This window comes from Rhodococcus sp. 11-3, assembly GCF_023704055.1.
GTDB classification, from domain to species: domain Bacteria; phylum Actinomycetota; class Actinomycetes; order Mycobacteriales; family Mycobacteriaceae; genus Rhodococcus; species Rhodococcus aetherivorans.
Genome location: NZ_CP080406.1, coordinates 2,372,160 through 2,398,624, shown reverse-complemented (window position 1 = coordinate 2,398,624; position 26,465 = coordinate 2,372,160). Strand labels below are relative to the sequence as shown.

The following is a 26,465-nucleotide window of genomic DNA, read 5'->3' as shown; positions in this document are numbered from 1 at the left end:
CGGAAGAATGCGGCAGCCAGCAACAACCACCCCCCGAAAAGAGAGGCGGTCGCACCAAAAATATTTTGGCACTGACATTCATCGGCACACTGTTGAGTTCTCAAAGAACACGCACACACCATCACCCACGAACCGAGGTCCGCGGCGTTCCGGGGCAACCGTTCCAGCCTACCCACACCACCCGGCGAAAACAAACCCGACGCGCTCGGTGGGATCGGCAACGGCCCAGAACCCTACCAGAAGATTCCGAACCGAACAATCAGGCGCCTGCGTCCAACCTCGTTGTCCCGAGCCCCTGCGGGCCGGGTCGGTGTCCGTGTCGCTCTGACCTGGAATAAGTTACGTGAGGAACAAGCGTGCGCCAAATCCGCTGGTCAAGCTCCGATGCGGCACTGTTTTCCCAGTTCGCGGGCCGCCCCCAGCCCCGCCTCCGCGCTGTCACTCCACCGTGATGCGCGGCACATTCGGACGAGCCATGTCGTCCACCCGCCCGTTTGAGCCCGAAATGACTGAGGCACAGCCGATTTCGGCGCTCCGCATCAGGAGTCGGAGTTGACCCGCTCGATGACGCCACCGAGCTCCTCGATGATCTCCACGAATCTCGGGTAGCCGCGGTCGATGTGGTAGACGTCGTGCACCTCGGTGACGCCGTCCGCACACAGCCCGGCCAGGACCAGTCCGGCACCGGCACGGATGTCCGACGACCACACCGGCGCACTCGACAGCTCCTCGACACCGCGGACCACGGCATGGTGCCCGTCGGTGCGCGCATCGGCGCCGAGCCGGATCATCTCCTCGACGAACCGGAACCGCGCCTCGAAGACGTTCTCCGTGATCATCGACGTGCCGTCGGCGACCGCCGCGAGCCCGATCGCCATGGGCTGCAGGTCGGTCGGGAAGCCGGGATACGGCAGGGTCGCGAAGTTGACCGCCCGGGGACGGTCGTGCTGAACAACCCGGAAGCCGTCCACCTCGGGCGTCACCTCCGCGCCGGCGGCACGGAGCTTGTCGAGGACGAGGCTCAGGTGCTTCGGGTTGACGCCGCGCACGCGGACGTCGCCGCGTGTCATCGCCGCCGCGATCCCCCACGTCGCCGCGACGATGCGATCCCCGATGACGCGGTGGGTGGTGGGTTCGAGCCGGGGGACGCCCATGATCGTCAGCGTCGAGGTGCCGGCCCCGGAGATGCGGGCACCCATCTGGACCAGCATGGTGCACAGGTCGACGATCTCCGGCTCCCGAGCCGCGTTGTCGATCGTGGTCTCTCCGCTCGCGAGAACGGCGGCCATCAGGATGTTCTCGGTGGCCCCCACCGACGGAAAGGCCAGGCGGATCGCGTTGCCGTGCAGGTCGTCGGCCTCGGCCACCACACAGCCGTGCTCGATCGTGCTGTGCGCCCCCAGCAGGCGGAGCCCCGTCTGGTGCATATCGAGCGGCCGTGAGCCGATCGCATCGCCGCCCGGCAGCGCGACGACGGCCTTGCGGCACCGAGCCACCAGCGGTCCGAGGACACACACCGACGCACGGAATTGCCGGACAGCGGCGAAATCTGCCTGGTACTTCGGCTGTGCGGGGGTCGTGATGCGTACCTCGTCACCCTCGAGCTCCACGTCGCATCCGAGTCCGCGGAGAACCTCGGCCATCAGCGGCACGTCGAGGATGTCCGGGCAGTTGGTGATGACGCTCGTCCCCTCTGCCAACAGGGCGGCTGCCATCAGCTTGAGCACGCTGTTCTTGGCGCCCCCGACGACTACCTCACCGACAAGCCGGTTACCACCGGAGACAAGAAAGCGATCACTCACAACGCCACAGCCTATCGACCACACTGCGGGAATACGGGAGCGGTACCGTGACCTGCATGGCTGTCCATCTCACACGGATCTACACCCGCACCGGCGACGACGGTACGACGGGCCTCAGCGACTTCTCCCGGGTGTCGAAGAACGACCCGAGGCTGATCGCCTACGCGGACTGCGACGAGACGAATGCGGCGCTCGGCGTGGCGCTGGCTGTGGGCGACGTACCGGAACGGATGGTGCCGGTCCTGCGCCAGATCCAGAACGACCTGTTCGACGCCGGAGCCGACCTGTCGACGCCGGTGGTGCCGGAGCCGAAGTATCCGCCGCTGCGGATCACGCAGGGGTATATCGATCGGCTCGAGCGCTGGTGCGACGAGTTCAACGAGGAACTGGCGCCGCTCGATTCCTTCATTCTCCCCGGCGGCACCGCGCTGGCGGCCCTGCTGCACACGGCCCGGACGGTGGCACGGCGGGCGGAGCGCTCCGCCTGGGCGGCGGTAGCCGCCCACCCGGACGACACGAATGTGCTGCCGGCGAAGTACCTCAACCGGCTGTCGGATCTGCTCTTCATCCTCGGTCGCGTCGCGAACCCGGATGGTGACGTGCTCTGGAAGCCGGGCGCGGGCGCGTGAGGACCCGGTCGGCCGGACCTCAGTTCGGCCGACCGCGCAGGGATCGGTCCGAGGGCCGGGATTCGAGCCAGGACAGGAAGGCGGTGAGCGCACCGCTGTCGAGGGCGATCTCGAAGTTGTTTGCGCCGTCCTGGATTTCGAGGATCACGATGTCCTCGGTCATGATGTCGTGCTCACTGCCCTCGGGCGCGCGACGGCTGCGCACCTCGACTCCCTGCCGGGCGAGGCGCGAGTCCGGGCCCGGGCGCAGGCTGGAGAGCTTGTAGAAGACGAGCGTGCGCTCGCCGTAACGGATGACGCCGTGCCGCCACCCGGCGCCGGCGCCGTTGGGCAGGCGCCGCAGGATCGCGGCGGTGCCGCCGCCCCGCAGGGTGACGAGGCGATAGAGAAAAGCCGCGACGGCAGCCGCGAGCAGTATCACCAGAACGATGAGAACAATCATTCCAACTGACACTGCTCGTCGGCTCCGTCGCGGCTTCTCGTGTCCGGTCAGGCCCGCTCGACAGCCCGGAGCCGGCCCCGCGCCGCGGCGATCTCGGCCTCGTCCCGGCTTTCGCTCAGCACGGCGCGCGCGGACTCGACGTCGATGTTCTCCGTCAGCTCCGCGGCCTCGGCGAGGATCGTCACCGTCGTGGCGGTCACCGAGAGGAAGCCGCCGTGCACGGCCGCGACGACGCGCTCGCCGTCGCCGGTCGTGATGGAGACGACGCCGCCCTCCACGAGCTGGCCCAGGACCGGCTCGTGGCCCGGCATGACACCGATCTCGCCCTCGGTCGTCTGGGCGCTGACCAGCCGGGCGGTGCCCGACCACAGGCGCTCCTCGACGGCAACGAGGTCCACGGTCATTTCAGCCATCGCGGACTACTTCCCGGCGATCTTCTTGGCAGCGGCCTCGACGTCGTCGAGTCCACCGCAGCTGTTGAACGCCTGCTCGGGCAGGTGGTCGAACTCACCCTTGGTGACGCGGTCGAATGCCTCGATGGTGTCGCGCAGCGGCACCACGGAGCCGGGCTCGCCGGTGAACTTCTCGGCCACGATGAAGTTCTGGCCGAGGAACTTCTGCAGACGACGGGCGCGGCCGACGAGGACCTTGTCCTCCTCGGAGAGCTCGTCCATACCGAGGATGGCGATGATGTCCTGCAGCTCCTTGTACTTCTGCAGGATCCGCTTCACCTCGTTGGCGACGCGGAAGTGCTCGGCACCGACGATGCCGGGCTCGAGGATGCGCGAGGTCGACGTCAGCGGATCCACAGCGGGGTAGATACCCATCTGCGAGATCGGACGCGAGAGCTCGGTGGTCGCATCGAGGTGCGCGAACGTCGTGGCCGGCGCCGGGTCGGTGTAGTCGTCGGCGGGGACGTAGATCGCCTGCAGCGAGGTGATCGAGCGGCCACGGGTCGAGGTGATCCGCTCCTGGAGCTCACCCATCTCGTCGGCCAGCGTCGGCTGGTAACCGACGGCCGACGGCATACGACCGAGCAGGGTCGACACCTCGGAACCGGCCTGGGTGAACCGGAAGATGTTGTCGATGAACAGCAGCACGTCCTGGCCCTGAATATCGCGGAAGTACTCCGCCATGGTCAGCGCGGACAGGGCGACGCGCATACGCGTTCCCGGCGGCTCGTCCATCTGGCCGAAGACGAGGGCGGTGTCCTGGAGGACGCCCATCTCCTCCATCTCGAGGTGGAGGTCGGTGCCCTCACGGGTGCGCTCGCCGACGCCGGCGAACACCGACGTGCCGGAGAACTCACGCGCGATACGGGTGATCATCTCCTGGATCAGAACGGTCTTGCCGACACCGGCACCACCGAACAGACCGATCTTGCCGCCCTTGACGTACGGGGTCAGCAGGTCGATGACCTTGATGCCGGTCTCGAGGATCTCGGTCTTGCCCTCGAGCTGGTCGAAGGCCGGCGGCTTGCGGTGGATGCCCCACTGCTCGCCATCGCGCCCGGTGCCCGGGGCGTCGAGGCAGTCACCGAGGGCGTTGAACACGTGGCCCTTGACGACGTCGCCGACCGGCACGGAGATCGGACGGCCCGTGTCGACGACCGTGGTGCCGCGCACCAGGCCGTCGGTGGGCTGCATGGAGATCGTGCGCACCAGGTTGTCACCCAGGTGCTGCGCGACCTCGAAGGTCAGGGTCTTCGCCACGGACGGCAGAGTGACCTCTGCGTGCAGGGCGTTGAACAGAGCGGGAACGGCACCACGCGGGAACTCGACGTCCACGACGGGGCCGATGACCCGAACGACGCGGCCGGCGGTGGCCGAGGCCGCCCCCGCCCCGTAGTTATCGGTTACTGCTGCGGTCATGTGCTTAGTCACTTCCTGCACTCGAGGCGAGCGCGTTGGCACCGCCGACGATCTCGCTGATTTCCTGGGTGATCTGCGCCTGGCGGGCCTGGTTGGCCTGACGGCTGAGGGTGTTCACCAGTTCCGTGGCATTGTCGGTGGCCGCCTTCATGGCGGTACGCCGAGCAGCCGACTCCGATGCCGCGGCATCGAGCAGCGACGCGAAGATGCGGGTGCTGATGTACTTCGGCAGCAGCGCCGCGAGCAGCGTCGAGGCCTCCGGCTCGAAGTTGTAGCCGGGCCGGGGCCCGCCGTTGCTGCCGACGTGCCGGCCGTCGGTGAGCATGTCCTCGCCGAGGTCGATCTCGTCCTCGGTGACGGTCACCTCGAGCGGCGCCATCCGGCGCACCTCGGGGGTCTGGGTCAGCATCGAGACGAAGCGGGTGTAGACGATGTGCAGTTCGTCGACGCCCTCGATCGTGCCCTCACCGTTCGGCGCGGGCACCTCGTTGCCGGACCCGGCCATGAACAGTTCCACCAGGTGACGACTCGCCTTGGCCGCATCCGTGTAGCGCGGCTCCTGCGAGAAGCCGGTCCACGCCCCCGCAACCTGCCGGCCGCGGAAGGTGTAGTAGCTCAGGCCCTTGGCACCGAGCACGTAGAACACCGGCTCCTTGCCCTCGCTGACCAGCAGCTGCCGCAGCTCCTCGGCCTCCTTGAGGACGTTGGCGTTGTAGCCGCCGGCCATGCCACGGTCACTGGTGACAACCAGGACTGCGGCACGCCTCGGGTTGGGCCGTTCGTTGAGCAGGGGGTGATCCAGCGACGCGGACGCGCTCGCCAGTTCGGAGAGCACCTTGGTGATCTCCTCGGCGTACGGCTTGGACGCTGCCACTCGGGCCTGAGCCTTCGTGATCCGCGACGTCGCGATCAGCTCCTGCGCCTTGGTGATCTTCTTGGTCGAGTTGACCGACTTGATCCGCGAGCGGAGCTCGCGCAGGCTTGCCATTCGTCGATCACACTCCCTTCACAGGACGCTGGGTCATGGTCTCCACGCTCACTTGCGAACAGTGGTGCGCTTGACGGAAACCTGCTCCTGCTCGACCTCGTCGGCGCCCAGGGCCTCGGCCTCGGCCTCGTTCACGACGCGGGTTCCGTCGGAGGCGATGAAGCCCTCCTTGAACTTGTTGGTCGCGGCGAGCAGCGCGGACGCGGAGTCGTCGGTCAGCGCCTTGCCGCCGGCGATCTGCTCGTAGACGCCCGAGGCGCTGTGGTGCAGGTCCTCGAGCAGCTCGGCCTCGAAGCGGCGCACGTCGCCGACGGGAACCGAGTCGTAGACGCCCTCACCCGCGAGGTAGATCGACACGATCTGGTCCTCGACGGCGACCGGGGAGTACTGGTCCTGCTTGAGGAGCTCGACCAGACGCTGGCCACGCTCGAGCTGCGCCTTCGAGGCCGCGTCGAGGTCGGAGGCGAAGGCGGCGAAGGCCTCGAGCTCACGGAACTGCGCGAGCTCCAGACGCAGCGAGCCGGACACCTTCTTCATGCCCTTGGTCTGCGCGGCGCCACCGACTCGGGACACCGAGATACCGACGTTGATGGCGGGGCGGATGCCCTTGTTGAACAGGTCGGACTCGAGGAAGACCTGGCCGTCGGTGATGGAGATGACGTTGGTCGGGATGTAGGCCGAGACGTCGTTGGCCTTGGTCTCGATGATCGGCAGGGCCGTCAGCGAACCGCCACCGAGCTCGTCGGACAGCTTGGCCGAGCGCTCCAGCAGACGGGAGTGCAGGTAGAACACGTCGCCCGGGTAGGCCTCACGTCCCGGCGGGCGGCGCAGCAGCAGGGAGATCGCGCGGTACGCCTCGGCCTGCTTGGTCAGGTCGTCGAACACGATGAGCACGTGCTTGCCCTGGTACATCCAGTGCTGGCCGATGGCCGAGCCGGTGTAGGGGGCGAGCCACTTGAAGCCGGCGGAGTCGGAGGCGGGGGCCGCGACGATGGTGGTGTACTCCATCGCGCCGTGCTCCTCGAGGGCGGCCTTGACGCCCGCGATGGTGGAGCCCTTCTGGCCGATCGCGACGTAGATGCAGCGGACCTGCTGCTTCGGGTCGCCGGAGGCCCAGTTGGCCTTCTGGTTCAGGATCGCGTCGACGCAGACGGCGGTCTTGCCCGTCTTGCGGTCGCCGATGACCAGCTGGCGCTGGCCGCGGCCGATCGGGGTCATCGCGTCGATGGCCTTGATGCCGGTCTGCAGCGGCTCCTCGACCGGCTGGCGCTGCAGCACGGTCGCGGCCTGCAGCTCGAGGGCCCGGTTCTCGGTCGCCTCGATGTCGCCGAGGCCGTCGATCGGCTGGCCCAGGGGGTTCACGACGCGGCCGAGGTAGCCGTCGCCGACCGGCACCGACAGAACGTCGCCGGTCCGCTTGACTTCCTGGCCCTCTTCGAGGTCCTGGTAGTCGCCGAGGATGACGGCACCGATCTCGGTGGCGTCGAGGTTCAGGGCCACGCCCAGCACACCGCCGGGGAACTCCAGCAGCTCGTTGGCCATCGCCGACGGCAGACCGCTGATGTGCGCGATGCCGTCACTGGTGTCGGCGACCACGCCGACCTCCTCGCGGGAGGCCTCCGGGGAGTAGCTCGCGGTGTAGTTGTCGATCGCGCTACGGATCTCGTCGGAGGAGATCGTCAGCTCCGCCATGTTCTTCCTGCTCTCGGTATCTGGTCTTCGAAAAGATCGCTATGTGTGTGTGTTCGGTAGTGGACTACGTGAGGCTCTTGCGCACTGCGGCGAGTCGACCCGCGGCGGTGCCGTCGATGACCTCGTCGCCCACCCGGACGACCAATCCACTGAGAAGCTCGGGAACCACCTCGACGTGCACCGTGACCGGTTTCCCGTACGTTCTGGTCAGGATACCGGTGAGCCGTTCGGCCTGCGCCGCGCTGAGAGGTGCCGCGCTGCGCACGTGGGCGACGGCGCGGTCCCGCTGGGTGGCGGCGAGGTTCGACAGTGCGTCGAACGCGTCGGCCGGGGCCTTGTCCTTCAGCCGTCCGACGGCCTGCACGGCCAGGGCCTCGGTGATCGCCGTGGACTTGCCGTAGAGCAGACGCGAGAGGAACTCCCGCTTGGCCGCCAGCGGCTTGGTGCGATCGGAGAGGGCCTGTTCGAGTTCGGCGTTGCCGGCCACGATGCGACCGAGCCGGAACAGCTCGTCCTCGACGGTGTCGAGCTGGTTCTGGTCCGCCGCCGCCGACAGGAGGGCTTCGCGGCCCAGCTGAACGAGGGAGTTGGTCAGGTCGGACTGGGTCGACCAGTCCTGCCCGGCCGCCGCCTTCAGGGTCGCGAGGGTGACGGGCGAGACCTTGCTCCCGAAGACCCGCTCGGCCAGTGCCTGCCGACCGGCTGCCGGGGCCGAGGCGTCGGCCAGCGCACTCCGCAGGGTGCGCTGATCGTCGAGCACCTCGACCACCGAGAACAGCTCGGAGCCGGCCTGCGCCGCAGCTGCAGTTGCGGCACCCGCGGCAGCGGATGCGGTGCTCGACGCCAACGCGCCCTGCAGCGCGGAACGCGTCTGAGCGAGTGCCTCACGGCTTGCTGCGTACATGGTGCTCACTTTCGGGATGCAGAGTCAGCGCTGAGGGAGTCGAGCTCGCTGAGGAAGCGGTCGATCGAGCCGGCACGCTTGACGTCGTCGGAGAGGGACTCCCCGATGACCTTCTCGGCCAGATCCACGGCGGTGCGTCCGAGATCGCCGCGCAGCTCGGTCACGATCTGCTGGCGCTGGGCCTGCAGCTGGTTGTGACCGGCAGCGACGATGCGGTCGCTCTCCTCCTGGGCCTGGGCCTTCATGTCCGCGATGATCTGCTGGCCCTGGGCACGGGCCTCCTCGCGGATCTGCGCCGCCTCGGTGCGGGCCTCGGCGAGCTGCGCGCGGTACTGCTCGAGCGCGGCCTTTGCCTCGGCCTGAGCTTCCTCGGCCTTCTTGATGCCGCCTTCGATCAGCTCCGAACGCTCGTCGAGCACCTTCTGGAACAGCGGAAGCACGTACTTCCAGAAGACGAGCCCGACGATGATCAGGGCGACCAGCGACCAGACGATGTCATACGTCGCGGGGAGCAGAGGATTTTGGTCCTCCGCCTCCGCCGCGAGCAACAGGATGCTGTCAGCCATGGTCGTCAGATCAGAAGATGAAGCCGGCGACGATACCGATCAGCGCCAGGGCCTCGGTGAACGCGATACCGAGGAACATGGTGGTGCGCAGCTGGCCGGCCATCTCGGGCTGGCGGGCCATGCCCTCGATCGCCTTGCCGACGACGATGCCGATGCCGATGCCGGGGCCGATGGCCGCGAGGCCGTAGCCGACCGCACCGAGACCGCTGATGGTGCTCTCCGTCTGGGCGAGGACGTCAACTGCCTGAAGCGCAACGCTCATTGGTGTTCCATTCCCTTTCTTGTGGCTCGGCCCCGGGGATCGGCAACCGAGTCAGTCTGTGTGTTGTGTGGGTAGTGCCGGTCGGCGCGCTAGTGCTCTTCGGCGTGCAGCGCCAGGTCGATGTACACCGCCGTCAACAGCGAGAAGATGTACGCCTGCAGGACGATCACCAGCAGCTCGAAGAAGGTGAACGCGACGCCACCGATCAGCGAGCCGATGCCGAAGATCTTCATCGCGCCTTCGGAGCTGAAGAAGAAGAACTGGGTTGCGCTGAAGAACAGCACCAGCATGATGTGGCCGGCCAGCATGTTCGCCATGAGACGGATGGTGAGCGTGAACGGGCGCAGCAGGAACGTCGAGATGAACTCGATCGGGATGACCAGCACGTGCAGCGCGGGGGGCAGGTTCGGGACGACGATGCTGCTCTTGACGTAGCGGAAGAACCCGTACTTCTTGATGCCCACGTAGTTGAAGACGACGTAGGCCAGCGCGGCCAGCACGATCGGCATACCGATGCGCGCGTTCGACGAGATGTTCAGGAACGGGATGACCGACGTCAGGTTGAGACCGACCACGAGGAAGAAAATGGTCACGAGCACCGGAAGGAATCGGCGGCCCTGCTGCTTGCCGAGGATGTCCTCGGCGATGTTGATCCGCACGAAGTCGATCATGATCTCGGCGACGTTCTGCACACCGCGGGGCACAATCTTCGGGCTGCGCATCGCGAGCGCGAAGAACAGCGCCACGAGCACGGCCACGACGACGCGGATGAGCATCAGGCGGTCCATTTCGAAGGGGGTGCCTTCGAACAGAACTGCTGGGGGGAAGAAATCGGCTAGTGACGGCGCGTGGAATTCTCCGGCAGCCAAGGTGGTGACGCTCAGCGCTCTCTCCCGTAGTCGGCCGCAGGCATTGCCGTCTGCGGTTCGATCGGACATTGACGATCCAACAAGTCGACCAGGTCGGCTCGCGTATTCGCCAGCTGCTGTCGGCTCCCGATCGGGGCCAGCGTCTGTCGGTGTCGGCGACTCTCGTCGACTCGGCGGCCATTCGAACACGACCGCCTGCGAGGGCACAACCGCACTCGACTCCTCCGGAATCGCAGGCAGTCGCACTCGCTTGGGACGACCTTATCAACACTTCTACGACGTTGTGTAGGCGGGTGCCCGTACCGCCAGGTCATTGACAACGGCGGTACTACCGCTCGTCGTTGTTCCCCTGCTCAGCGCTACCGGCAGGCTCCACGTACAGCGCCCGCTGCGACAGCACACCGTAGGTCTCGGCCCCCAGGACGATGAGCAGCGCGAAGACGATGGTGAGCACCAGCGCACCCTTGTCGTAGAAATCGAGCGGCTTGAGCAGCATCATCACCACGATCGCGAGGATCAACTTGAGCAGCCAGGTGCCCAGCAGCACCGCGCCCGCCGTCGTCGCCGGGAGCCGGGCGGTGAGCAGCACGCCGAGAGCGGTGAAGAGAATGAACCCCCCTCCCACGGCCGCGCCGATCAGCGCGCCCCACACGCCCGGCAGGCCGGCGACGAGGCCGCCGATCACCGTCGCGACGACCGTCAGTGCGATCAGTCCGAGCACGCCGTAGCGGACGGCGGCGCGCATCGGCGCGGAAGAGTCGGGCAGGGCGGGCAGGGGCCGATCCGGGGAGGTCACGGGAATCAAGCCTAACGGACCCGGCGCCGGCCCCAACGTCGCCGGGGACGGTCGGCGTCCTCGTGACGCAGCGACGGCACCGCCGTGACGACCAGCGCGAACACCAGTCCGCCCGCCACGAGCAGCACGACGGCCCGCCGGTCGAGCAGGGAGGAGCCGACGGCCCCGAACGCGAGCACCCCGACCCACAGGTAGATCAGCAGCACCACCCGGCGGTGCGAGTGCCCGATCTGCAGCAACCGGTGATGCAGGTGCATCTTGTCGGGACTGAAGGGGCTGACCCCGGCCCGGGTGCGCCGGACGATCGCCAGCAGCAGGTCGAGAATGGGGATGAACATGACAGCCCCGACGAGGATCAGCGGGGAGAGCAGGCCGAGCAGGTCGCGGGTGCCGTAGGCGGCCAGGGGGATGCGTCCCGACGCGCTCGTCGAGGTCGCCGCCAGCATCAGGCCGATCAGCATCGATCCGGAGTCGCCCATGAAGATCCGGGCCGGCTGGAAGTTGTGCGGCAGGAAGCCGAGGCAGGCGCCGGCGAGGGCCGCGGCGATCAGGGCGGGCGGATACGCGCTGACGTCGCCGCCCTGGTCGTGCAACAGCCCGACGGAGAACGCACAGATCGCGACGGCTGCGATCAGTCCCAGGCCGGCCGCGAGCCCGTCGAGGCCGTCGACGAAGTTCATCGCGTTGATCATCACCACCGCGACCAGCACGGTGAACAGCCCCGCCTGCAACTGGTCGAGGATGAGGGTGCTGCCGCCGAACGGCTCGTAGATGACGATCCAGCTCACGCCCATCACGACGAGCACGCCCGCCGCCGTGACCTGCCCGACGAACTTGGTCAGGGCGTCGAGTCCCCAACGGTCGTCGATGATCCCGACGATCACGATGATGGTGCCCGACACCAGCGCCGCACCCATGTCGGGGGTGTACTCGAAGCCTCTGGTCAGCGCCGGCAGCTGCTGGGCGAACAGCAGGCCCGCCACCAGCCCGATGTACATGCCGACGCCGCCGAGCCGTGGCGTCGGCTGGACGTGCACGTCGCGGTCCCGGGGCACCGCGACGGCACCGAACCGGATCGCGGCGATCCGCACGGCCCCGGTCGAGAGGAAGGTGACGACCGCGGCGGTGAGGAGCACGAGCAGCAGCTCACGGATGGGCACGCCGGCGCCGCGGCCCGACTGGGCCAGCACCAGGGATGCCGTGTCGGCGGCAGTCACTTCGCCCGGTCCCCGCCGTCACTCCCCGCCGGCACGCAGCTGCGCCGGGTCCTCGCCCAGCACCTCCGCGATGTCCTCGACCGCCACGGCGCCCTCGCGCAGCACGCGGGGCCGGTCGGCGGTCAGGTCGACGATGGTGGAGGCGACGGCGTGTTCGGCCGGTCCGCCGTCGAGGTACACGCTCGCCGACCCGCCGAGCTGGGTGCGCGCCTCGTCCACCGTGGTGGCCGGCGGACGGCCGGAGACGTTCGCGCTCGACACGGCCAGCGGGCCCACCTCGCGCAGCAACTCGAGCACAACGGGGTGCAACGGCATGCGCAGCATCACGGTGCCGCGCGTGTCCCCCAGGTCCCATGCGAGCGAGGGCGCTTGGTGCACAACGAGACTGAGACCGCCGGGCCAGAAGGCACGGATGAGTTCCCGCGCCTGCGGACGAACGGTGTTCACCAGGCCGTCGATCGTGTTCCACGAGCCGACCAGCACCGGCACCGGCATGTCCCGGCCCCGGCCCTTGGCGCGCAGCAGACTGGTCACCGCATCGCTGTCGAAGGCATCCGCCGCGATCCCGTACACCGTGTCCGTGGGCACGACGACGAGCCGTCCGGCCTTGAGCGCACCCTTGGCGGCGGTCAGACCGGCGGCGCGGGAATCGGGGCGACTGCAGTCGTAGACGGTGCTCACGGGTTCATCCTTCCACTGCCGCGAACGTGTCCGGCATCACACACCCGTCCCGCCCTGGGATCCGCCGCGCCGCGCCTCCACGTCGGTCGGCACCCGGCGGGCGACGACGAACCGCGGCCGGCCCGCCAGATCGGGGTGCTCGGTCACGTCACCGAACACGCGGCGCTGCGCGAACAGCTCCGCGACCTGGGCACCGTTCGTGTCGTCGTGCTCGACGCCGACGGCACCGCCGATCCGCAGCCAGCGGGCAATGTTCGACACCATCGGCTTGATCACCGACAGCCCGTCGGGACCGCCGAACAGCGCCGAGTGCGGGTCGTGCTCGATCACCTCGGGCGGGAGGTCGGTGCCCTCGGGAATGTAGGGCGGATTCGACACCACGATGTCGACCCGGCCCTCGAGCGAGGTGAGCAGGTTGCGGTCCGTCACGTCGCCCTGATGCAGGAGGATCGGCGTGTCCCCCGCCGCCGCGCAGCGTTCCGCGTTCCGCCGCGCCCAGGCCAGGGCGTGGGGCTCGAGTTCGACGGCGTGGACGACCGCGTCGGGCCGGGCGTGCGCAACGGCCAGCGCGAGGGCGCCCGAGCCGGTGCACAGGTCGAGCACCACCGGCGGATGCTCCTGGAGTCCTTCCAGGTACGCCAAGGCCCAGGCCAGCAGCAGCTCGGTCTCGGGCCGCGGGACGAAGACGCCGGGGCCGACCTCGATGTCGATCTCCCCCATCCCCGTGCTGCCGGTGATGTACTGCAGCGGGATCCGCTTGGCACGCTGCGCGATCATCGCGCGGTACGCGTCGACCATGGCGGGGTCGACGAGCGGCACGAGCCCGAGACGGGTGCGCTCGATGCCGAGCAGATGCGCGGCGAGCAGCTCGGCGTCCACACGCGGGCTGGGGACACCGGCTTCCTCGAGCACCGACACCGCTTCGAGGATCGCCAGGCGCAGGGGTTGACGAGTCACGGCGTACAGACTGCCATGCCGGTCACCACACGGAAACGGACAGGTCACGCATCCGGTCTGCGGCATGATCGAGATCGTCCGTGTCAGGCAGCACTACGGAACTACGGAAGGATCTTCCTGTGACGAAGTCGGGATTCGCGGTTCGGGCAGCGGCCGTCGTCGCGCTCGGAGCCGCCGGCAGCCTCGCAGCGCCCGGACTTGCCTCCGCATCGCCGATCGACGTCCAACCCACGCCGCTGCTCTGCAGCTACGTCGCGCCGATCCACAGCGTGACCGAGACGGACAGCGACGCCCTCGAGGAGGGTCGGCTGTTCTTCGCCGTCGGCGAGCAGAAGGCGCAGAACGGTCAGGTGGGCTGGGTCAACACGGCCACCTGGCAGACGGGGGGCGCCTCGTTGACCGCGACACCGCAGAGCAGCGACGTCCCGGTCGCGCTGCTGAACACCGGGCCGGGCACCGTCGTGTCCGCCGTGTGGGGACCGCATCAGAACGCGAAGGGCGAGAGCTGCTTCCTGCTTCCCGGCATCGACATCTCGCAGGTGCCCGGGGACGACGATCCGGGCGACGAACCCGGCGAGACCGCGCAGTAGCCGCCCGGGGCCCGGCTCACGGCGTCACTCCGCGGCGAGCCGGGCCTCCCGGTCGGCCTTGCCCAGGGCGTCGAGCAGGGCGTCCATGTCGCCGTCGAGCACACCATCGAGGTTGTGGGCCTTGAAGCCGATGCGGTGATCGGTGATCCGGTTCTCGGGAAAGTTGTAGGTGCGGATGCGCTCGGAGCGGTCCACCGTGCGCACCTGGCTGGCCCGGCCCGCGGAGGCCTCCGCCTCGGCGGCCTCCTCCGCCGCGGCCTGCAGCCGCGCGGCGAGCACCTGCATCGCCCGTGCCTTGTTCTGCAGCTGGGACCGCTCGTTCTGGCACGTGACGACGATGCCGGTGGGCAGGTGCGTGATGCGCACCGCCGAGTCGGTGGTGTTGACACCCTGACCACCCTTGCCGGAGGAGCGGTACACGTCGATGCGCAGGTCCGACTCGTCGATCTGGACCTCCTCCACCTCGTCCGGCTCGGGGTAGATGAACACGCCGGCCGCCGAGGTGTGCACCCGGCCCTGGGACTCGGTGACGGGGACACGCTGGACGCGGTGCACGCCCCCCTCGAACTTCAGGCGCGACCAGACGCCGTCGCGCACATCGCTCTTCGACTTGATCGACAGCGTCGCGTCCTTGTAACCGCCGAGGTCGGAGATGGTCGCGCCGAGGACCTCCACGCGCCAGCCGGCGCGCTCGGCGTACCGGATGTACATGCGGGCGAGGTCGGCGGCGAACAGCGCGGACTCCTCACCGCCCTCCCCCGACTTGACCTCGAGCACCACGTCGTCGCCGTCGTGCGGATCGCGCGGGGCGAGCAGGTCGGTGAGGGCCTTGTCGAGTTCGCTCACCCGCTCCTCGAGGGCGGGAATCTCGGTCGCGAAGGCGGCGTCGTCCGCGGCGAGCTCACGCGCGGCCTCGAGATCGTCGCGCGCGGCCCGCAGCTTGGTGTAGGTGGCCATGACGGGAGCGAGCTCGGCGAACCGCTTGCCGACCTTGCGGGCCGTCGCCGGGTCGTTGTGCAGCGCCGGATCGGACAGCTGCTGCTCGAGACCGGCGTGTTCGGCCAGGATGTCGTCGATGGCCGACGGCTTGGTCTGCCCCGCCATGTGATTCGCTCCACTCGTCCGTCGTGCCGATCCGTGCCGCGCCCGGATCGGGATGGAAAAAGGCCGACGCCCGGTCTGTTGCTGAGACAGAACCGGGCGTCGGCGAGACAGCTACTTGTCGGCAGCAGCCTTCTTGGTGTCGCGCTTGCCGTAGCGGGCCTCGAAGCGGGCGACGCGTCCGCCGGTGTCGAGGATCTTCTGCTTGCCCGTGTAGAACGGGTGGCACTGCGAGCAGACCTCGACGGTGATCCGTCCCGACTCTGCGGTGCTGCGCGTCTCGAACGTGTTCCCGCAACCGCAGACGACGGTGGTCGTCACGTAGTTCGGGTGGATTCCTGCCTTCATGGTGTCCCTTTCGTGGCCGCCGGGTCGCCTCCGCGGATCGGAGACGTGAACCGGGACCGGACTGAGCTGTTCGATTATGCCAAACGCATGCCCGGGGGAAGAAATTCCGCCCCCGGGCATGCGGCGCCGCTGCCGCGGCGATCAGTCGTCGAGCGCTCCCGGTGCCGTCTTCGACACCTGCAGGAGGAACTCGATGTTGCTCTTGCTCTTCTTGAGCCGGTCGATGAGCAGATCGATGGCCTGGTGCGAGTCCAGACCGGAGAGCACGCGGCGCAGTTTGTGCACCACCGCGAACTCGTCGGGGCTCATCAGCAACTCGTCCTTGCGCGTACCGGAGGGGTTGACGTCCACCGCCGGGAACACGCGCCGCTCGGCGATCTTGCGGTCGAGCTTGAGCTCGGCGTTGCCGGTGCCCTTGAACTCCTCGAAGATCACCGTGTCGCCCGTCGAACCCGTCTCCACCATGGCCGTGGCGATGATGGTGAGCGAGCCGCCGTTCTCGATGTTGCGAGCCGCGCCCAGGAACCGCTTCGGCGGGTACAGGGCGGTCGAGTCGACACCACCGGAGAGGATGCGGCCCGACGCCGGCGACGAGTTGTTGTACGCGCGGCCGAGGCGCGTGATCGAGTCGAGCAGGACGACCACGTCGCGGCCCTGCTCGACGAGCCGCTTGGCCCGCTCGATCGCAAGCTCGGCGACCGACGTGTGGTCCGACGGCGGCCGGTCGAAGGTCGAGGCGATGACCTCGCCCTTGACCGAGCGCTGCATGTCGGTGACCTCTTCGGGCCGCTCGTCCACCAGCACGACCATGAGGTAGCACTCGGGGTTGTTGGTCGTGATCGCGTTCGCGATGTCCTGCATCACCGTCGTCTTGCCGGCCTTAGGCGGCGAGACGATCAGGGCACGCTGGCCCTTGCCGATCGGCATGATCAGGTCGATCACGCGGGTGGTCAGGATGTTCGGGGTGGTCTCGAGCCGCAGCCGCTGGTTCGGGTACAGCGGGGTGAGCTTGTTGAACTCCGGGCGGCGCTTGGCGGCCTCGACGTCGCCGCCGTTGACCGTGTCGAGCCGGACCAGCGGGTTGAACTTCTGGCGCTGGTTGCCCTGCTCCCCCTCGCGCGGCACGCGGACCGCACCGGTGATGGCGTCGCCCCGGCGCAGACCGTTCTTGCGCACCATGTTCATCGAGACGTACACGTCGTTGGGGCCGGCCAGGTACCCGGAGGTCCGGACGAACGCGTAGTTGTCCAGGACGTCGAGGATGCCGGCGACCGGCTGCAGGACGTCGTCCTCGCGGATCTCGGGCTCGCGTGTGTCACCGCCGGCCTCGCCGCGGTCACGTCCGCGACGACGCTCACGGAAGCGGCGCCCGCGGCGCCCGCGGCCGTCCTCGTCGTCCTCGCCACCCCGGCCGTCGCGGCCGTCCTGACGGGGGCCCTGACCACGGTCCTCGCGGCGGCGTTCCCCCTGGTCGCGCTGGCCGTCGCGCTGACCGCGCTCGCGCCGACCGCCGTCGGACGGCTCGGCCTTCTCCTCGGTCTTCTCCTCGGCGCGCGGCTTCTCGTCGGTCCGCGCCTCAGCGGCGTCCTTCGGGGCCTCGGCGGTGGTCGTCTCGGCGGCCTGGTCGCCACCTCGGCGACCGCGACGCTGACGACCCCGGCGGCCACCCTCGGCCTCGCCCTCGGCGGGCTGCTCCGCCGCCTCGGCGGGCTGCTCGGGCGCCGTCGTCGCGGCGGGCCGCGCCTGGGCCGGCTCGGCGGCGGGGGCGGCGGTGTCGGCCGGGGCCGCGTCCTGGGCGGCACCACGGGCGCGACGAGCCCGGACGGGCCGGGCCGGCTGTTCCGGCGCAGGAGCCGTCTCGGCGGCTCCGCCGCCCTGACGCTCCTTGATCGCGGCGATGAGATCGCCCTTGCGCATCCCGGAGGTTCCCTTGATGCCGAGTTCGGCCGCGAGAGTCCGCAGCTCGGCCAGCACCATGCCGGAGAGACCGGCGCCACGCCGCCCCCCGGCACGCGGTGCAGTCTGTGCAGGATCGGTGGCCTGCGCTCCCGCGGACGAATCCGTGGTATCGAGAACAGGCGTAGCGATCAGGTCCGTATCTGTCACGGAGATCCTTTCCTTCCCTCACTCGCGCCACGCAGAGTCGAGGGTTCGTTCCGCAGATCTTGCGTCGATCTGGGATTGCCGTACGTGTTCACGGATCGAACGGTCGGCACGTCCGCCATCACGCCATCCTCCGGCAGGTGCGGTCGGTCCATCTCCCCGAAACGAGGTCAGGTGAGGATCGATCCAGGATCGATCGCCCCGATGGATCTGGAGTGAATGCCCTGGAAAAGCCAGCGACTGAAACGCACGACGTGCGGACTAAGCACAGAATAGCGACGAACTGTACGTTGAGCAAGAAGAAGCCCCCGGGCGCGTCGCCCGGGGGTTCGCGCCCGACTCGAGAGGTTCGGGCTCGCTCACACGACCTGCACGCCGTCCGCGACGTCGAGTTCGAGCACGGTCATGTCGTCGGCCTCCGCGGCCGCGCGCAGGTCCGCGGGGAACGACTCGGTCGTGAGGGCGAGGACCGTGGGGCCGGCACCGGAGACCGCGGCGGGAATGCCCGCCGCGCGCAGGGCGGCGATCCACTTGGTGGTCAGCGGCAGGGCCGGGGCGCGCTGCGCCTGGTGCAGCAGGTCCTCCGTCGCCGGCATCAGCAGGTCCGGCCGCTCGGTGAGGGCGACGACGGCCAGCGCCGCGCGGCTGACGTTGAACGCCGCGTCGCGGTGCGGCACCAGATCGGGGAGCAGCCCGCGGGTGTGCGCGGTGGACGAGCGCGACGACGGCACCAGCACGACGACCCGGATCGCCGGGTGGACCGTGAGGGGCACCGCGCGGTAGGTGCGCTGTTCGTCGCCGACGACCGACTCGCTCCACGACACGACCGCGCCGCCGAGGATGCTGGCGGAGGCATTGTCCGGGTGGCCCTCGAATTCGGAGGCGAGCTGGACGAGTTGCGCCTCGTCGAGCACGCGCTCCGGAGCCACCTTGCGCACCAGCCCGTTGGCGGCCGCCAGGCCTCCGACGACCGCCGAGGCCGAGGAGCCGAGGCCGCGCGAGTGCGGAATAACGTTGCGGCACAACACGTCCAGGCCGTCGGCCCACACTCCGGCGGCCTCGAGGCCACGCTCGACCGCCCGCACCACCAGGTGCGACGGTCCCCACGGCACCTCTTCGGCGCCCTCGCCCTCGACGCGCACCTCGAGGCCCGATGCGGTTGTGGTGACCGTGATCTCGTCGTACAACCCGACGGCCAGCCCGAGCGAATCGAAACCGGGGCCCAGATTCGCGCTCGAGGCCGGGACCCGGGCGGTCACGGAGATCCCTACGGGCAGCGTCTGCGTCATGTCGTCTTTCCCAACGGAGGAGGGCGCGGCGGTCACTAGGCCAGCTCGAGCGCCGCGGCCACAGCGACCGGATCGACCGGGATCGGCTCCACCTGCGGCATCCCGAGCAGCGCCGTGTCGGGATCCTTCAGGCCGTTGCCGGTGACGGTGCACACGACCTTCAGCCCGGAATCGAGCCAGCCCTCCTTGCGGGCGGCGAGCAGACCGGCGATCGACGCGGCGGACGCCGGTTCGACGAACACGCCTTCGGTGGCGGCGACGAGCCGGTACGCCTCGAGGATCTCCTCGTCGGTGGCCGCCCGGAACGCGCCGCCGGACTCCTCCTTGGCGGTCATCGCCCCGTTCCACGACGCCGGGGCGCCGATGCGGATGGCGGTGGCGATGGTCTCGGGGTCCTTGACGGGGGCGCCGTGCACCAGCGGTGCCGCGCCCGCGGCCTGGACGCCGAGCATGCGCGGCTTGCGGGTGGTGAGGCCGTCCGCGAAGTACTCGGTGTAGCCGCGCCAGTAGGCGGTGATGTTGCCGGCGTTGCCGACGGGCAGCACGTGCACGTCGGGGGCGTCGCCGAGCGCGTCGGCGATCTCGAACGCCGCCGTCTTCTGCCCCTCGATGCGCACGGGGTTGACGGAGTTCACCAGCCCGATGGTGGGGAACTCGGCGGTGGTCTTGCGGGCGAGCTCGAGACAGTCGTCGAAGTTGCCCTGGACCTGGATGATCTTCGCGCCGTACATGACCGCCTGGGCCAGCTTGCCCATCGCGATCTTGCCGTCCGGCACGAGCACCGCGCAGCCCATGCCGGCCTTGACGGCGTATGCGGCCGCCGAGGCGGAGGTGTTGCCGGTGGAGGCGCACAGCACGGCCTGCTGGCCGCGGGCGAGGGCGTCGGTGACGGCCATCGTCATGCCGCGGTCCTTGAACGAGCCGGTCGGGTTCAGGCCCTCGACCTTCAGGTGCACCTCGCAACCGGTCAGTTCCGACAGGTGCGCCGCGGGCAGCAGCGGGGTGCCGCCCTCGCGGAGGGTGATGGTCTTCCAGTTTTCGCCGATCGGGAGCCGGTCACGGTACGCCTCGATCAGACCCGGCCACGGGGTGTGCACGGGGGTGGCGGTGTTCTTCTCGGGCGCGCTCATTCGGCGGATCCCTCCAGTCTCAGGACGCTGGTCACAGCGATCACGGATTCGAGTTGGTCGAGCGCTGCGACGGTGTCCGACAGCGCCTTGTCGGTGGCGCAATGGGTCAGCACCACCAGGCGGGCTCCGTCGCCGGCGCCCTCCTGGCGCACGGCGGCGATGCTCACGTCCCGCTTGGCGAACTCCGCGGCCACCGCCGAGAGCACGCCGGCCCGGTCCGCGACCTGCAGGTTGACGTAGTAGCGGGTGACGATGTCGCTCATCGGGGCGATCTCGAGGTCGGCGTACCGTGATTCGCGCGGGCCCCGGCCCCCGTGCACCCGGTTGCGGGCGGCCATCACGAGGTCGCCCATCACCGCGGAGGCGGTGGGCGAACCGCCGGCACCCTGGCCGTAGAACATCAGACGGCCCGATGCCTCGGCCTCGACGACGACCGCGTTGAACGCACCGTTGACGGCGGCGAGGGGATGCTCGCGCGGCACCAGGGCCGGATAGACGCGCGCCGAGACCCGGTCCTTGCCGTCGGTGGTGATCCGCTCGCAGATGGCCAGCAGCTTGACGGTGCAGTTCAGCGCCCGCGCGGTGGTCAGGTCGGCGGCGGTGATCTTCGAGATGCCCTCGCGGTAGACGTCGCCGGCGGTGACGCGGGTGTGGAAGGCGATCGAGGCCAGGATCGCAGCTTTGGACGCGGCGTCGAAGCCCTCGACGTCGGCCGTCGGGTCGGCCTCGGCGTATCCGAGCCGGACCGCCTCGGCGAGGGTCTCGGCGTAGTCGGCGCCGGTCTCGTCCATGGCCGAGAGGATGTAGTTGGTGGTGCCGTTGACGATGCCGAGGACCCGGTTCACCTTGTCACCGGCGAGGGACTGGGTGAGGGGCCGGATGACCGGGATGGCGCCGGCGACGGCCGCCTCGAAGTACAGGTCCACGCGCTTGGCCTCGGCGGCCTCGGCGAGCTCGCCCGTGTACTCAGCGAGCAGGGCCTTGTTGGCGGTGACCACGGATTTGCCCGAGTCCAGGGCCGTGCGGACGAGCTTGCGCGGCAGTTCGATGCCGCCGATGACCTCCACCACGATGTCGACGTCGTCGCGGGCGATCAGGCCCTCGGCGTCCGTGGTGAGCAGGTCCTGCGGGATGCCGCGGTCGTCGCGGACGGTGCGCACGGCCACGCCCCGCAGCTCGAGCGGCGCGCCGATGCGCGCCTCGAGATCTGTGGCATCGTCGCGGATGATGCGCACGACCTCGGCTCCGACGGTGCCGTGCCCGAGCACAGCCACACCGATCGGGCGCTGCCCCGGTTCGTTGGTCACCGCTTCGGTCGTCACTCCGTAACCTCCAAGCTGAGCAGATCTTCCACGGTTTCCCGACGCAGGACGACGCGGGCGGCGCCGTCCTTGACCGCCACGACGGCGGGCCGGGGCAGCAGGTTGTACCTGCTGGACATCGAGTAGCAGTATGCACCGGTCGCGGCGACGGCCAACAGGTCGCCGGCTTCGAGGTCGGCGGGCATCCAGGCGTCGCGGATGACGATGTCGCCGCTCTCGCAGTGCTTGCCGACGACGCGGGACACGACGGGCTCCGCGTCGCTGGACCGCGACACCAGGCGGGCCTCGTACTCGGCCTGGTACAGGGAGGTGCGGATGTTGTCGCTCATGCCGCCGTCGACGCTGATGTAGCGGCGTGCCTGGTGAGCCCCCACCGCGACGTCCTTGATGGTGCCCACCTCGTAGAGGGTCACGGTGCCGGGGCCGGCGATCGCGCGTCCGGGCTCGACCGCGAGCGTCGGCTCGGGCAGGCCGGCGAGTGCGGACTCGGTCTGCACGATGTGCCGCAGCTTGGCAGCGAGTTCCTCCACGGGCGGCGGGTCGTCGCTGGGCACGTAGGAGATGCCGAGGCCGCCGCCGAGGTCGACGATGTTCATCTGCGCGGTCTTGTCGACGCCGAATTCGTGGACGGCATCGCGCAGCAGGCCGATGACCCGGTGCGCGGCGAGCTCGAACCCGTCGACGTCGAAGATCTGCGAGCCGATGTGGCTGTGCAGGCCGACCAGGCGCAGGTGATCGCTCGCGAACACCTTGCGGACCGCGGCCATGGCCACCCCGCCGGCCAGGGACAGCCCGAACTTCTGGTCCTCGTGCGCGGTGGAGATGAACTCGTGGGTGTGCGCCTCGACGCCGACCGTGACGCGGATCAGCACGTCCTGCACGACGTCGAGTTCGGCGGCGACCGCGTCGAGCAGGTCGATCTCCGACATGGAGTCCAGGACGATGTGCCCGACGCCTGCGGCGACGGCGGTCCGCAGCTCGGCCACGGACTTGTTGTTGCCGTGCATGGCGATCTTCCCCGCCGGGAAGCCGGCGCGCAGCGCGACGGCGAGCTCACCGCCGGTCGAGACGTCGAGGGACAGGCCCTCCTGCTCGACCCAGCGCGCGATCTCGGTGCACAGGAACGCCTTCGACGCGTAGTGCACCTTCGCGCCCGGCCCGAACGCGGCCGCGATGTCCCGGCACCGGGAGCGGAAGTCGTCCTCGTCGACGACGAAGAGCGGGGTGCCGTATCTCTCCGCGAGTTCGGTGACGGGCACGCCGGCGATCGTCACGACGCCGTCGTCGCCGCGCCGCGCGTTGCGGGGCCACACGTTCGGGTGCAGCAGGTTCAGCTCGCCGGCGTTCGCGGGCCGCTCGGTCAGGCCCGGTGCGTGCGGGATCTCGGCGTGCCGGGGACCGGCGGGGTGCGCGTTCACATCCGCTCCGGGGCGCTCACGCCGAGCAGTCCGAGCCCGTTGGCCAGCACCTGACGGGTCGCCGCGCACAGCGCGAGCCGCGCCGCGTGCAGCGGGCCGGGCTCCTCGTCGCCCTGCGGCAGGATGCGGCAGGAGTCGTAGAAGCGGTGGTAGGTGCCGGCGAGTTCCTCGAGGTACCGCGCGACGCGGTGCGGTTCCCGCAGTTCGGCGGCCTTGGCGAGGACGCGCGGGTACTCGCCGATCGTGCGGATCAGGTCGCCCTCGCGCTCGTGGGTGAGCAGGGCCAGGTCGGTGTTCTCGGCGCCGAGACCGAGCTCGGCGGTGTTCTCGACGCCGAGACCGAGCTCGGCGGTGTTCTCGGCGCCGAGACCGAGCTCGGCGGTGTTCTCGGCGCCGAGACCGAGCTCGGCGGCGCCCCGGGCGATGGACGAGAGCCGGGCGTGCGCGTACTGGACGTAGTAGACCGGGTTCTCGTTGGTGGTGCTGGCCCACAGCTCGAGGTCGATGTCGATGCTCTGGTCCACCGACGAGCGCACCAGCGCGTAGCGGGCGGCGTCCACGCCGATCGCCTCGACGAGGTCGTCGAGGGTGATGACCGTGCCGGCGCGCTTGCTCATCTTCACGGCGACGCCGCCGCGCACGAGGTTGACCATCTGCCCGATCATCACCTCGACGGTGTCCGGGTCGTCGCCGAACGCGGCGGCCGCGGCCTTGAGCCGGCCGATGTAGCCGTGGTGGTCCGCGCCGAGCATGTAGATGCACAGGTCGAAGCCGCGCGACCGCTTGTCCTGGAAGTAGGCGATGTCACCGGCGATGTAGGCGGCGTTGCCGTCGCTCTTGATGACGACGCGGTCCTTGTCGTCGCCGAAGTCGGTGCTCTTGAGCCACCACGCGCCGTCCTGGTGGTACAGGCTCCCGGAGGTCTTGAGTGTCTCGACGGCCTTCTCCACGGCGCCGGACTCGAACAGGGAGTTCTCGTGGAAGTACACGTCGAAGTCGACACCGAACTCGTGCAGGGTGCGCTTGATGTGCGCGAACATCAGTTCGACGCCGATCGAGCGGAACACCTCGTGCCGCTCCTCTTCGGGCAGCGCGAGCGCATCCGGGCGCTGCTGCAGCACGGCCTGCGCGATGTCGGCGATGTACGCGCCGGCGTAGCCGTCCTCCGGCGCGGGCTGCCCCTGTGCCGCGGCGATCAACGAGCGCGTGAACCGGTCGATCTGGGCGCCGTGGTCGTTGAAGTAGTACTCGCGGGTGACGTCGCCGCCCTGCGTGGTGAGGATCCGGCCGAGGGCGTCGCCGACCGCGGCCCAGCGGGTGCCGCCGAGGTGGATGGGCCCCGTGGGGTTCGCGGAGACGAACTCGAGGTTGATGCGGGTTCCGGCCAGCGCGTCCGAGTTGCCGTACGCGGCGCCCTCGGTGAGCACCTGGGCGACGATCGCGCCCTGGGCGTCGGCGGCGAGGCGGATGTTCAGGAAGCCCGGGCCGGCCACCTCGGCGGACTCGATGCCGTCGGCGGCGGTGAGGGCCTCGGCGAGCCAGCCCGCGAGTTCCCGCGGGTTGACGCCGGCCCTCTTCGCGACCTGCATCGCGACGTTGGTCGCGTAGTCGCCGTGCTCCGGGTTGCGCGGCCGCTCGACCGTCAGGGTCTCGGGCAGGACGGACACGTCGAGGTCGCGCTCGGCGAGCACCCTCGCAGCGGTTCCGTGGAGCAATTCGGCAAGGTCGGCAGGAGTCACGGGTCTCTATCCTATTGGCTCCGTCCCACCCGGCGTGACGCCGGTCCGGCCTGTTGTCGCGGTCACGGCCCGCCCGCCGCGGGGATGCCTGCCCGCCGCCCGCCCGTAGAGTTGACAGAGCACGCGCGGACCGAGCGTCGTGCGCCCTCTGTTGTCCATCCGTCGAAAGAGCACCCAACGATGCCCAGCGGTTCGGTAAGTGGCGGTTCCGGCAAGAAGTCCGGTGCCAAGTCTGCGAAGGCGATCAAGGCCGCCCAGAAGAAGAGCGGCGGTCGCGGCCTGCCCAAGCAGCGGCAGATTCCGTGGCTTCTGATCGGCGGCGTGGTCGCGGTGGTCGCGCTGGTCGCGGTCATCGCCGCCAGCATCATCCCGAAGTACCAGGACTCCCAGGCGCTCGCGGAGTGGACGCCGTCCGAGTCGAATCAGGACCCGTCGACTGCGATCGAGGGGGTCGTGACGGTCGACTACCCCGCCGGTCAGCACATCGGGTCCACGCAGCGCGTCGCGTACGACCAGAGCCCGCCGTTCGGCGGGCCGCACGACGCGATCTGGGCCACGTGCACCGGCACCGTGTACCCGGAGGCGATCCGCACCGAGAACGCCGTGCACTCGCTCGAGCACGGCGCGGTGTGGATCACGTACAACCCCGACCTGGTCGACCAGGCGGGCGTCGACGCGCTCGCGGCGAAGGTGGACGGCAAGTCCTACCTGATGATGTCGCCGTACCCGGGCCTCGACGCTCCGATCGCCCTGCAGTCGTGGGGGCATCAGCTGAAGGTGGACGCCGCCGACGACGAGCGGATCGACCACTTCATCGCGTCGCTGCGGCTGAACCGCTACGCCTACCCGGAGGTCGGCGCGAGCTGCTCCACGCTGCCCGGCTCGTACGACCCGAGCAATCCGCCGCCGTTCGATCCCTCCGCCCCCGGTCCGGACGCGGTGCCGATGGACGGCGGCACGGTGGACGGCACCGAGCAGGTGCCGGCCGACATGCAGGCCCCGGCGGGGAGCTGACGTGACGCACGATTCCGCTCCCACCGCCCAGGGGACTCCCACCCCCCAGGAGGTGGGCCGACGCAGGGCGCTGCTGATCCTCGGTCTCGTCGCCGCCGTCGCGATCGGTTTCCTGCTCGGGTTCCTCGCCCGCATCCCGCTCGAGGACTCGCCGCCGGCGACGCCGGCCGCCGGCTCCGTCGACGTGGGATTCGCCCAGGACATGACCGTCCACCACAGCCAGGCGATCGAGATGGCCACCGTCGCGTTGACGGTGTCGGGCGACCAGCGGGTGCGCAACCTCGCGTACGACATCCTCACCACCCAGCAGAACCAGGTCGGGCAGATGCAGGGCTGGCTGTCGCTGTGGGGGCAGCCGCTGCTGCCCACCGGTGACTACATGACGTGGATGACCGAGGAGTCCGGCCACGACCACGGGAGCACGAGCCACTCCGACGGCGGCGGCGCCGGCCGGATGCCCGGCATGGCGACGTCCGAGGACCTGGCGAACCTGCGCCGCGCCACCGGCCCGGAACTCGACGTGCTGTTCCTGCAGCTGATGCTGCGCCACCACGAGGGCGGGCTGCCGATGATGGAGTACGGCGCGCAGTACGCGGGCCAGCCGGCGGTACGGACCCTGGCGCAGACGATGGTCGACACCCAGACCAGCGAGTCGGAGCTCATGACGTCGATGCTGGCGGAGCGAGGCGCGCAGCCGCTGCCGATGAACTGACCGACCGGACCCGCGGACGGGGG

Annotated in this window: 26 protein-coding genes; 4 read left to right on the top strand and 22 right to left on the bottom strand. The window is 69.5% G+C overall.

The annotated features are described in order from the left end of the window. Nucleotides 1-539 precede the first annotated feature (539 nt). A complete protein-coding gene (gene murA, locus KZJ41_RS11500) occupies nt 540-1,802 on the bottom strand; it encodes a UDP-N-acetylglucosamine 1-carboxyvinyltransferase (protein WP_006944332.1) in 1,263 nt (420 codons plus the stop codon). A 56-nt stretch (nt 1,803-1,858) separates the two neighbouring features. On the opposite strand from murA, the gene KZJ41_RS11495 reads away from it, so the two are divergent. Beyond that, complete coding sequence (locus tag KZJ41_RS11495; RefSeq protein WP_050036333.1) at nt 1,859-2,431, top strand: cob(I)yrinic acid a,c-diamide adenosyltransferase; 573 nt, start codon at nt 1,859-1,861, stop codon at nt 2,429-2,431. Nucleotides 2,432-2,450: 19 nt separating this feature from the next. Here the strand turns inward: KZJ41_RS11495 and KZJ41_RS11490 are convergent, their stop codons facing one another. From KZJ41_RS11490 to prmC, 13 genes are all read right to left on the bottom strand, one after another. Beyond that, nucleotides 2,451-2,873, bottom strand: a complete 423-nt coding sequence (locus KZJ41_RS11490; protein ID WP_037200752.1) for a DUF2550 domain-containing protein — start codon at nt 2,871-2,873, stop codon at nt 2,451-2,453. Between the two features lie 47 nt (nt 2,874-2,920). Next, a complete protein-coding gene (locus tag KZJ41_RS11485; RefSeq protein WP_006944335.1) occupies nt 2,921-3,286 on the bottom strand; it encodes a F0F1 ATP synthase subunit epsilon in 366 nt (121 codons plus the stop codon). A gap of 6 nt (nt 3,287-3,292) precedes the next feature. Further along, a complete protein-coding gene (gene atpD, locus KZJ41_RS11480) occupies nt 3,293-4,744 on the bottom strand; it encodes a F0F1 ATP synthase subunit beta (RefSeq protein WP_006944336.1) in 1,452 nt (483 codons plus the stop codon). Between the two features lie 4 nt (nt 4,745-4,748). Beyond that, a complete protein-coding gene (locus KZJ41_RS11475) occupies nt 4,749-5,732 on the bottom strand; it encodes a F0F1 ATP synthase subunit gamma (RefSeq protein ID WP_006944337.1) in 984 nt (327 codons plus the stop codon). Between the two features lie 48 nt (nt 5,733-5,780). Next, on the bottom strand, nt 5,781-7,424 hold the full coding sequence (gene atpA / locus KZJ41_RS11470; protein ID WP_006944348.1) for a F0F1 ATP synthase subunit alpha: 1,644 nt from the start codon (nt 7,422-7,424) through the stop codon (nt 5,781-5,783). A gap of 64 nt (nt 7,425-7,488) precedes the next feature. Next, entirely contained in the window at nt 7,489-8,328 is an 840-nt protein-coding gene (locus tag KZJ41_RS11465; RefSeq protein WP_006944350.1) for a F0F1 ATP synthase subunit delta, read from the bottom strand. Between the two features lie 5 nt (nt 8,329-8,333). Beyond that, nucleotides 8,334-8,894 carry a F0F1 ATP synthase subunit B gene (locus KZJ41_RS11460; protein WP_006944352.1) on the bottom strand — a complete coding sequence of 187 codons (561 nt, stop codon included), beginning with the start codon at nt 8,892-8,894 and terminating at the stop codon, nt 8,334-8,336. Between the two features lie 10 nt (nt 8,895-8,904). Then, nucleotides 8,905-9,156 (bottom strand): ATP synthase F0 subunit C, encoded by a 252-nt coding sequence (locus KZJ41_RS11455; RefSeq protein ID WP_003935756.1) that lies wholly within the window; start codon nt 9,154-9,156, stop codon nt 8,905-8,907. An 89-nt stretch (nt 9,157-9,245) separates the two neighbouring features. After that, a complete protein-coding gene (gene atpB / locus KZJ41_RS11450) occupies nt 9,246-10,094 on the bottom strand; it encodes a F0F1 ATP synthase subunit A (RefSeq protein WP_170914067.1) in 849 nt (282 codons plus the stop codon). A gap of 259 nt (nt 10,095-10,353) precedes the next feature. Beyond that, a complete protein-coding gene (locus tag KZJ41_RS11445) occupies nt 10,354-10,770 on the bottom strand; it encodes a hypothetical protein (RefSeq protein WP_202917562.1) in 417 nt (138 codons plus the stop codon). A 62-nt stretch (nt 10,771-10,832) separates the two neighbouring features. Then, nucleotides 10,833-12,038 (bottom strand): MraY family glycosyltransferase, encoded by a 1,206-nt coding sequence (locus KZJ41_RS11440; RefSeq protein WP_006944360.1) that lies wholly within the window; start codon nt 12,036-12,038, stop codon nt 10,833-10,835. A gap of 18 nt (nt 12,039-12,056) precedes the next feature. Continuing rightward, on the bottom strand, nt 12,057-12,719 hold the full coding sequence (locus KZJ41_RS11435; protein ID WP_029542940.1) for an L-threonylcarbamoyladenylate synthase: 663 nt from the start codon (nt 12,717-12,719) through the stop codon (nt 12,057-12,059). A gap of 36 nt (nt 12,720-12,755) precedes the next feature. Then, nucleotides 12,756-13,676 carry a peptide chain release factor N(5)-glutamine methyltransferase gene (gene prmC, locus KZJ41_RS11430; RefSeq protein WP_029542938.1) on the bottom strand — a complete coding sequence of 307 codons (921 nt, stop codon included), beginning with the start codon at nt 13,674-13,676 and terminating at the stop codon, nt 12,756-12,758. Between the two features lie 119 nt (nt 13,677-13,795). Between prmC and KZJ41_RS11425 the strand changes: the two genes are divergently transcribed. Next, the gene (locus tag KZJ41_RS11425) at nt 13,796-14,266 is read left to right on the top strand and encodes a hypothetical protein (RefSeq protein WP_006944374.1); all 471 of its coding nucleotides are present in this window, start codon (nt 13,796-13,798) and stop codon (nt 14,264-14,266) included. Between the two features lie 24 nt (nt 14,267-14,290). Here the strand turns inward: KZJ41_RS11425 and prfA are convergent, their stop codons facing one another. From prfA to argS, 8 genes are all read right to left on the bottom strand, one after another. Next, nucleotides 14,291-15,370 carry a peptide chain release factor 1 gene (gene prfA / locus KZJ41_RS11420; RefSeq protein WP_006944377.1) on the bottom strand — a complete coding sequence of 360 codons (1,080 nt, stop codon included), beginning with the start codon at nt 15,368-15,370 and terminating at the stop codon, nt 14,291-14,293. Nucleotides 15,371-15,481: 111 nt separating this feature from the next. Beyond that, the gene (gene rpmE, locus KZJ41_RS11415; protein ID WP_006944378.1) at nt 15,482-15,715 is read right to left on the bottom strand and encodes a 50S ribosomal protein L31; all 234 of its coding nucleotides are present in this window, start codon (nt 15,713-15,715) and stop codon (nt 15,482-15,484) included. A 141-nt stretch (nt 15,716-15,856) separates the two neighbouring features. Next, a complete protein-coding gene (gene rho, locus KZJ41_RS11410) occupies nt 15,857-17,821 on the bottom strand; it encodes a transcription termination factor Rho (protein ID WP_251550796.1) in 1,965 nt (654 codons plus the stop codon). Nucleotides 17,822-18,177: 356 nt separating this feature from the next. Next, on the bottom strand, nt 18,178-19,107 hold the full coding sequence (gene thrB, locus KZJ41_RS11405) for a homoserine kinase (RefSeq protein ID WP_029542933.1): 930 nt from the start codon (nt 19,105-19,107) through the stop codon (nt 18,178-18,180). A 35-nt stretch (nt 19,108-19,142) separates the two neighbouring features. Continuing rightward, entirely contained in the window at nt 19,143-20,237 is a 1,095-nt protein-coding gene (thrC, locus tag KZJ41_RS11400) for a threonine synthase (protein ID WP_006944382.1), read from the bottom strand. Further along, on the bottom strand, nt 20,234-21,559 hold the full coding sequence (locus tag KZJ41_RS11395; protein WP_006944383.1) for a homoserine dehydrogenase: 1,326 nt from the start codon (nt 21,557-21,559) through the stop codon (nt 20,234-20,236). The genes thrC and KZJ41_RS11395 overlap by 4 nt, the downstream gene beginning before the upstream one ends. Then, nucleotides 21,556-22,977, bottom strand: a complete 1,422-nt coding sequence (gene lysA / locus KZJ41_RS11390) for a diaminopimelate decarboxylase (RefSeq protein ID WP_006944385.1) — start codon at nt 22,975-22,977, stop codon at nt 21,556-21,558. Before lysA ends, KZJ41_RS11395 begins: the two co-directional genes overlap by 4 nt. Then, nucleotides 22,974-24,716: an arginine--tRNA ligase gene (gene argS, locus KZJ41_RS11385; RefSeq protein WP_251550794.1), complete on the bottom strand. Its 1,743-nt coding sequence runs from the start codon at nt 24,714-24,716 to the stop codon at nt 22,974-22,976. Before argS ends, lysA begins: the two co-directional genes overlap by 4 nt. Before the next feature lie 180 nt (nt 24,717-24,896). Between argS and KZJ41_RS11380 the strand changes: the two genes are divergently transcribed. After that, the gene (locus KZJ41_RS11380; protein ID WP_006944388.1) at nt 24,897-25,730 is read left to right on the top strand and encodes a DUF3105 domain-containing protein; all 834 of its coding nucleotides are present in this window, start codon (nt 24,897-24,899) and stop codon (nt 25,728-25,730) included. Between the two features lies 1 nt (nt 25,731). Then, nucleotides 25,732-26,442 (top strand): DUF305 domain-containing protein, encoded by a 711-nt coding sequence (locus tag KZJ41_RS11375; RefSeq protein ID WP_251550792.1) that lies wholly within the window; start codon nt 25,732-25,734, stop codon nt 26,440-26,442. Nucleotides 26,443-26,465: the final 23 nt, after the last annotated feature.

Bases quoted from the DNA above. Each gene is read 5' to 3' on its own strand.
- thrC (WP_006944382.1), bottom strand. From the start codon at position 20,237: ATGAGCGCGCCCGAGAAGAACACCGCCACCCCCGTGCACACCCCGTGG.
- KZJ41_RS11445 (WP_202917562.1), bottom strand. From the start codon at position 10,770: ATGCGCGCCGCCGTCCGCTACGGCGTGCTCGGACTGATCGCACTGACG.
- atpA (WP_006944348.1), bottom strand. From the start codon at position 7,424: ATGGCGGAGCTGACGATCTCCTCCGACGAGATCCGTAGCGCGATCGAC.
- rpmE (WP_006944378.1), bottom strand. From the start codon at position 15,715: ATGAAGGCAGGAATCCACCCGAACTACGTGACGACCACCGTCGTCTGC.
- KZJ41_RS11455 (WP_003935756.1), bottom strand. From the start codon at position 9,156: ATGAGCGTTGCGCTTCAGGCAGTTGACGTCCTCGCCCAGACGGAGAGC.
- KZJ41_RS11465 (WP_006944350.1), bottom strand. From the start codon at position 8,328: ATGTACGCAGCAAGCCGTGAGGCACTCGCTCAGACGCGTTCCGCGCTG.
- atpB (WP_170914067.1), bottom strand. From the start codon at position 10,094: ATGTCCGATCGAACCGCAGACGGCAATGCCTGCGGCCGACTACGGGAG.
- KZJ41_RS11495 (WP_050036333.1), top strand. From the start codon at position 1,859: ATGGCTGTCCATCTCACACGGATCTACACCCGCACCGGCGACGACGGT.
- KZJ41_RS11460 (WP_006944352.1), bottom strand. From the start codon at position 8,894: ATGGCTGACAGCATCCTGTTGCTCGCGGCGGAGGCGGAGGACCAAAAT.
- prfA (WP_006944377.1), bottom strand. From the start codon at position 15,370: ATGGCGGGGCAGACCAAGCCGTCGGCCATCGACGACATCCTGGCCGAA.
- KZJ41_RS11485 (WP_006944335.1), bottom strand. From the start codon at position 3,286: ATGGCTGAAATGACCGTGGACCTCGTTGCCGTCGAGGAGCGCCTGTGG.
- KZJ41_RS11380 (WP_006944388.1), top strand. From the start codon at position 24,897: ATGCCCAGCGGTTCGGTAAGTGGCGGTTCCGGCAAGAAGTCCGGTGCC.
- thrB (WP_029542933.1), bottom strand. From the start codon at position 19,107: ATGACGCAGACGCTGCCCGTAGGGATCTCCGTGACCGCCCGGGTCCCG.
- KZJ41_RS11490 (WP_037200752.1), bottom strand. From the start codon at position 2,873: ATGATTGTTCTCATCGTTCTGGTGATACTGCTCGCGGCTGCCGTCGCG.
- KZJ41_RS11475 (WP_006944337.1), bottom strand. From the start codon at position 5,732: ATGGCAAGCCTGCGCGAGCTCCGCTCGCGGATCAAGTCGGTCAACTCG.
- atpD (WP_006944336.1), bottom strand. From the start codon at position 4,744: ATGACCGCAGCAGTAACCGATAACTACGGGGCGGGGGCGGCCTCGGCC.